The sequence below is a fragment of the Kocuria nitroreducens genome, assembly GCF_042879195.1.
GTDB classification, from domain to species: Bacteria; Actinomycetota; Actinomycetes; order Actinomycetales; family Micrococcaceae; genus Kocuria; species Kocuria nitroreducens.
In genome coordinates this window covers 193,811-199,810 of sequence record NZ_JBHZTC010000005.1, presented here as the reverse complement: position 1 = coordinate 199,810, position 6,000 = coordinate 193,811, and the positions used below count along the sequence as shown (strand labels likewise).

Annotated in this window: 5 protein-coding genes and 1 tRNA gene; 3 read left to right on the top strand and 3 right to left on the bottom strand. The window is 70.5% G+C overall.

Going from position 1 to position 6,000, the window contains the following annotated elements; translation table 11 throughout:
- Positions 1 to 154 precede the first annotated feature (154 nt).
- Together otsB and ACFYE1_RS05095 are read right to left on the bottom strand one after the other, a co-directional pair.
- Positions 155 to 961 (bottom strand): trehalose-phosphatase, encoded by an 807-nt coding sequence (gene otsB / locus ACFYE1_RS05100; RefSeq protein ID WP_387740643.1) that lies wholly within the window; start codon positions 959 to 961, stop codon positions 155 to 157.
- On the bottom strand, positions 961 to 2,463 hold the full coding sequence (locus ACFYE1_RS05095; RefSeq protein ID WP_387740641.1) for an alpha,alpha-trehalose-phosphate synthase (UDP-forming): 1,503 nt from the start codon (positions 2,461 to 2,463) through the stop codon (positions 961 to 963). Before ACFYE1_RS05095 ends, otsB begins: the two co-directional genes overlap by 1 nt.
- A gap of 165 nt (positions 2,464 to 2,628) precedes the next feature.
- On the opposite strand from ACFYE1_RS05095, the gene ACFYE1_RS05090 reads away from it, so the two are divergent.
- The 3 genes from ACFYE1_RS05090 to ACFYE1_RS05080 all read left to right on the top strand — a co-directional run bounded on the left by ACFYE1_RS05090 (position 2,629) and on the right by ACFYE1_RS05080 (position 4,796).
- A complete protein-coding gene (locus tag ACFYE1_RS05090) occupies positions 2,629 to 3,492 on the top strand; it encodes a DsbA family protein (RefSeq protein WP_387740639.1) in 864 nt (287 codons plus the stop codon).
- 172 nt (positions 3,493 to 3,664) lie between these two features.
- Positions 3,665 to 3,741: transfer RNA gene (locus ACFYE1_RS05085), tRNA-Thr, on the top strand.
- A gap of 443 nt (positions 3,742 to 4,184) precedes the next feature.
- Complete coding sequence (locus ACFYE1_RS05080; RefSeq protein ID WP_387740637.1) at positions 4,185 to 4,796, top strand: hypothetical protein; 612 nt, start codon at positions 4,185 to 4,187, stop codon at positions 4,794 to 4,796.
- A gap of 136 nt (positions 4,797 to 4,932) precedes the next feature.
- Here the strand turns inward: ACFYE1_RS05080 and ACFYE1_RS05075 are convergent, their stop codons facing one another.
- Positions 4,933 to 5,814, bottom strand: coding sequence for an alpha/beta fold hydrolase (locus tag ACFYE1_RS05075; RefSeq protein WP_387740635.1), 882 nt, complete (start codon positions 5,812 to 5,814; stop codon positions 4,933 to 4,935).
- Positions 5,815 to 6,000 lie beyond the last annotated feature (186 nt).

The following is a 6,000-nucleotide window of genomic DNA, read 5'->3' as shown; positions in this document are numbered from 1 at the left end:
GGCGTAGCGCACGGAAGACATGGGAAGGCCTCTTTCCCGGCAGGCACGTGCCGGACGATCCGAAGGAGAAGAGCAGCCCCCTCAGGTGACGGGGGCCACGGTGAGCCTACTCACCGTCCGGGTGCCGCCGCCGTCGACGCTCCGTCGTCCGAGGTCACCGCAGCGCACCCCGTCTCAGTTCGGCCAGCCGGGCCAGGGCCGTGGCCAGCTCCTCCGGCGAGGCGACCCGGTGCGCGGCCACGCTCTGTCCCGTGCCCACCTTGATGCCGAGATCGGCGGGACCGAGCTCGCGCATCGCGTTCTCGTCCGTCACGTCGTCGCCGGCGAACAGGGTGACGTCCGCCCCCGTGGCCTGCATGAACGCCGTGATGCCCTCGCCCTTCGTCGCCGAGTGCACCGAGGACTCGACCACGTGCTGACCCGGGGTGATCTTCAGTCCCTCGAGCTGCTCGAACTGCTCGGCCATCTCCTGCTCCGCCTGGGCGCACAGGGTCTGGTCCGCCATCGTGCGGGTGTGGAAGGCGGCTCCCGTGGGTTTGAGCTCCAGCTTGGATCCTGGATACCGGGACACCTGCGCCTCCACGAGAGCGGTGGCCTGCGCCAGCAGCTCCTGCTGGGCGGGGGAGAGCTGCAGCGCGGTGTCGGCGGCCGCGTCCCCCAGCGCGTCGAGGAGCAGCTCCGCCCCGTGCGACCCGGACAGGAGCATCCGGCCGGCCGGGTCCACCACGGAGCGCAGGAACCGCATCGGCCGGCCGGAGATGACGGCCACGTACGTGCGGTCCAAGAGCAGGAGCTCCTCGAGCGCGGACCGGGCCTCCGGCAGCGCCCGGCTGTCGTCCGGGTCGTCCGTGAACGGGGCCAGGGTGCCGTCGAAGTCGAGGGCGACCAGCAGGGTGTCGGCGCCCGCAGCCCGGGCCAGGGCCTCCGCGAGCGCATGTTGGGTGTCGTCGTGCGGGTCCATCACCGCTCCTCCTCTTCGGCCGTTCCAGGGCGGGTGCGGGCGAGGTCCCGCAGGAACGCCTCCGACCAGTCGTTGACGTCGTTGCCCAGGACCTGCCGGCGCATCGAGCGCATCCGCTTCTTCGCCTCGGCCGCGGGCATGTCCTTGGCCCGCAGCATCGCGTTCTTGAGCCCGTCGATGTCGTGGGGGTTGATCAGCAGAGCCTGCTTGAGCTGCTCCGCGGCGCCCGTGAACTCCGAGAGGACCAGGGTCCCGGACCCGTCCGTCTTGGCCGCGACGTACTCCTTCGCCACCAGGTTCATGCCGTCCCGGAGCGAGGTCACGAGCATGACGTCGGTCGCGAGGTACAGCGCCACCATCTCCTCGAACGGGTAGCCGTGGTGCAGGTAGCGGATCGCGGTGTGGGAGATGGTGTCGTGCTGGCCGTTGAGGTGGCCCACGAGCCCTTCCACGTCCTCGCGCAGCTGGACGTAGGACTCCACGCGTTCCCGTGAGGGGTTCGCCACCTGCACCAGCACCGACGGCCCCACCGTCAGCCGGCCGTCCTCCAGCAGCTCCCCGTAGGCCTTGATGCGGTGCAGGATGCCCTTGGTGTAGTCCAGGCGGTCGACGCCCAGGAACACGGTCTCGGGGTCGCCGAGCTCGTGGCGGATCTCCCGGGCCCGCTCCTTGACCTCCGGCCGGGATGCCAGTTCCATGATCGACTGCGCGTCGATGGAGATGGGATAGGACTGCGCGTGCACGGTCCACGCGGCGTCGTCCCTCCCGAACCGGGCCGCTCCGTTCTTGAACTGCACGTCCAGGAGCCGCCGCACACAGCGCTGGAAGTTCTGGGCGTCGCCGGGGCGCTGGAAGCCGATGAGGTCCGCACCCGACAGACCGTCCAGGACGGCCCGCCGCCAGGGCAGCTGCGCGAAGATCTCCAGGGGCGGGAACGGGATGTGATTGAAAAAGCCGATCGTGAGGTCCGGCCGCAGCTCCCGCAGCATCTTGGGGACCAGCTGCAGCTGATAGTCCTGCACCCACACCGTGGCGTTCTCGGCGGCGATCTCGGCGGTCCGCTCCGCGAAGCGGCGGTTGACCTGGCGGTAGGCGTTCCACCACGCGCGGTGGAACTCCGGCGGCGCGATGACGTCGTGGTAGAGGGGCCACAGGGTCGCGTTGGAGAAGCCCTCGTAGTAGGCCTCCACCTCCCGGGCGGCGAGCGGAACCGGGGCGAGGTGGAAGACGTCGTGGTCGAAGCGCTCGAGGGTCTCGTCGGCGGCCCCGTGCCAGCCCACCCAGGCGCCGGCGTTGCGGGCCATCACGGGGGACAGCGCGGCCACGAGCCCGCCGGGGGAGCGGCGCCAGGACGACTCCCCGTGCTCGACGACGCGTTCGACCGGCAGCCGGTTGGAGACCACGACGAAGTCGTATCCGTGCTCCTGCGGCACGTCCGTCCGGGGCTCCGGCACCTGCTCCAGATCGGCCGGGGAGGCGGTGGGGGTCTGCTCTGCGCTCACGAGGTGTCCTTCCGGTAGGTCGTCGTCGTCCTGGCTCCAGTCTATTCATCAGCGTGCTCACGGTTCTGCCTGATGATCTCCTGAGTCGGCGGCTCGGGAGGGGGTCCGATAATCTGGGCGACGACACGTCCCCATCCGCCCCCCAGGATCTTTCGAAGAGGACCCATGGCAGCCAGCAGCAGCACGACCCCCGACCCCCGCGACCGCGACGCCGCCCGAGAGCGGGCGCGGCAGGTCGCGGACCAGCACGCACGGCAGGACAAGCGCTCCCGCCGGATCCTGCAGCTGGGCATCCTCGCCCTGGTCCTCGTCATCGTCGCGGTGATCGGCATCGTCGTGGCGCAGAACCGTGCCCAGCAGATCCCCGAGGCCGGGCCCGTTCCCGCCAGCGCCAACCAGTGGGGCGGCACCGTGCTGACGGCCGACGGGATCCGCACGGGCGAGTCCGAGGTCGAGGAGCGCGACCTCGGCGAGGTCCCCGCGGCCCCGGAGACGCCGGACGAGTCCGCCGTTCCGCCGGGCGTCGAGGCCTCCGGCGACGACGAGCCCGTGCAGGTCGTCATCTTCCAGGACTTCGAGTGCGTGCACTGCGCCGACTTCGAGGCCGAGAACGCGGATGCGCTCGAGGAGGCCGTGACCTCCGGGGACATCATCCTCGAGTACCGCAACCTGAACTTCCTCGACCGCTCGACGCCCACGCAGTACTCCTCCCGGGCCGCGGCCGCCGCCTACGAGGTCGGCAACCAGGTTTCCACCGAGCAGTACCTCGCCTTCGTCGAGGAGGTGTTCTCCCACCAGGGCTCCGGAGGACTGGACGACGAGGAGCTCGTGGAGATCGCCTCTTCGCACGGCGCCGACATCGCGAGCGCGCTCGAGGAGAACACGTGGCGGCCGATGGTCAACGTGGTCACACGGGAGTCCTCTGCCAACGGCGTGTCCGGCACCCCGACCGTCTTCATCGACGGGGAACGGCTCGGCAACGAGGCGTTCCAGGACGCCCTCGAGGCGGCTGTGGAGGCCAAGGAGTAGGGCCCCGCTCCGACCGGCAGTGCGACGGCGCCGCGTCCCCGCCCCGGGACGCGGCGCCGTCGCACTGTGCGGACCCCCGGTGCCCGGGGATTTCGGGGTCATCGGGCGTGTCCGATATCCTGAGGAACCGGCAGCTCGGGCCGCACCCGTGCGGTTGCCCGAAGGCCGACCCGCCTCCTTAGCTCAGCTGGCCAGAGCACCTGTCTTGTAAACAGGGGGTCACCGGTTCGAATCCGGTAGGGGGCTCCACCGGTCCGCGACGTTGCCTTCGCGACCGCTCATGACGTCACATGTTGCGCTGAGATCTCGGCTCGGGAGGCAGGCCCGCCGATGTCCCGGCGGCGGGCGGGCGACCCGTGGGCTCGGCCGGAACTGGCTGGCGGCTGTGCGCCGGCGAACGATGCCGCTGGGTTCCGCGCCAGCACTGGGCCCGGGCGGCCGCCCCTCCGAAGCGGCCGACAGGCCGACCGTCAGGCGGTCGCACCGGCGAGGGCCCGGGCATTTCGTGCCGCACGGGGGAATGTGACGAGACGGAACCGTGACGGTGCTCCCCTCGCCTGCATCTTGAACCGTGACTCAGGTCACTTCTACGGTGTCCATACCCATCTCATGGGTGAGACCTCTTGCTCAGGCCTCGGAACATCTCCATCGCATGACGATCCCCATGTCATGCCTTGTCCACAGGAGCAGCAATGAGCGATCTGCGGAGAATCCTCGTCGGAGCGGCCATGGCCGCCGCCCTCGTGGGAGGAGCGGTTGCCACTCCGGCGATCGCGGGGGCAGATGATCACAGCGGCGATGATCGCCATGACAACAGTGAATATGAGGAGAAGCGTCACGAGCGCCGGGACCGTGATGAGCGGAAGGACGGTGACGAGCGCAAGCATCGGGGTGATCGCCATGGCGACTACCGGGGTCACCAGGACCGCTCCGAAGACAACGGTCACCGGGCCGACAAGAACTATCAACGGGCTCACCACCACAGGGACGGCCACAGGCGCGACGACGACTGGTCTCGCCACGACGACGACCGGTCTCACCATGACGACGACCGGTCTCACCATGACGACGACCGGTCTCACCATGACGACGACCGGTCTCACCACGACGACGACCGGTCTCGCCACGACGACGACCGGTCTCGCCACGACGACGACAAGAATCACTGGTGGCACTGCGAGGAGCACGGCTGGCACTACTACGACCATGAGGATGCGGAGAGCAGGAAGCACCACGAAGACATGGACGACGAGGGCAAGCACTCGCACGAGAACGACGACGACGACCACGACCAGAAGACCTGAGCCGGTCGGCACCCGGCCCGACGCGCACGGACTGTCCGTGATCGGACGCCGTGACAGCCGTCCGTAGGATCAGGATCCGCGCGAAGGAACGAGCGCCCCGTCCCGTGGTGGACGGGGCGCTCCCCTGTGCGGAGTGTCAGCCGGTGCTGTCGCCGTCGATCGCCGCCATGTGCTGGAGGATTGCGTCGGCCAGGGGACCGATCGCCATCTCCGGCAGCGCGTGGCCCATCCCGGGGACCGTGACGAGGTGGGCGGAGCCGATCACCGCGGCGAGGTGATGCGCGTGCGGCGGTGGGTTCACCGGGTCCTCGGGGGCCTCGACGACCAGGACGGGCACCGCGACGTCGGCCAGTTCCCCGGCGCGGTCCAGGCCCGACTGGTCCGCGAGGGCGTGCGCCGCCGGATTCTCCGCGGTTCCCGAGTGCGCGACGACGCGCTCCTCCAGGCGCCGGAACTCTTCCGCGTCGAACGGCAGCGCGTCGCCGTTGAGGATCCTCCAGTGCTCGACCCGCCACGCGATCTCCTCCTCCGGACTGCGCGGATCGGCGAGGTGCTGCCACAGCTCCAGGAGGCGCGGATCGGGGCCCGGGAGTTCGGCGTGACCGACAGCGGCCGGGTGGGCCGGTCCGGCGCCGAGCGAGGACGTCGCGAAGACCGTGGCACTGAGCAGCCGGTCGGGGTGGTCGAGCAGGAGGAGCTGGACGAGCGTGCCGCCCATCGACATGCCCACCGCGTGCGCCCGGTCGACGCCGAGGGCGTCCAGGATCATGACCGCGTCCTCGGCGAGGTCACGGATCGCGTAGGGGCGCGTGGCGAAGGCGCGGGTCGATCGGCCGGTGTCGCGGTGGTCGTAGCGCACCACGCGGTGGTGGACGCCCAGACGGGCCACCAGCTCGGCCGGCCACGCGGCGCCGGAGGCGTTGGCCCCCATCACGAGGAGCAGGAGCGATCCCTCGGCGCGGCCCGTCTCCTCCACCCACAGCTCGTAGTACTCGTCCACCCGCACCGTCCGTTCCATGACGCCCAGTATCGGTCCCGCCCGTCCTGCCGGGCCAGGGGGCGTCCACGCCAGGCCCGGCCCCCTGTGCTGCGGGCCGAGCCGCCCGGCCCACCGTGCACGGAGTCGGGGACGCCCCGCGGGGGACGTCCGAGGACACGGGGCGAGCCTCCGCACGTCGGGCGCCGCCCCGTGATGATATCGGTG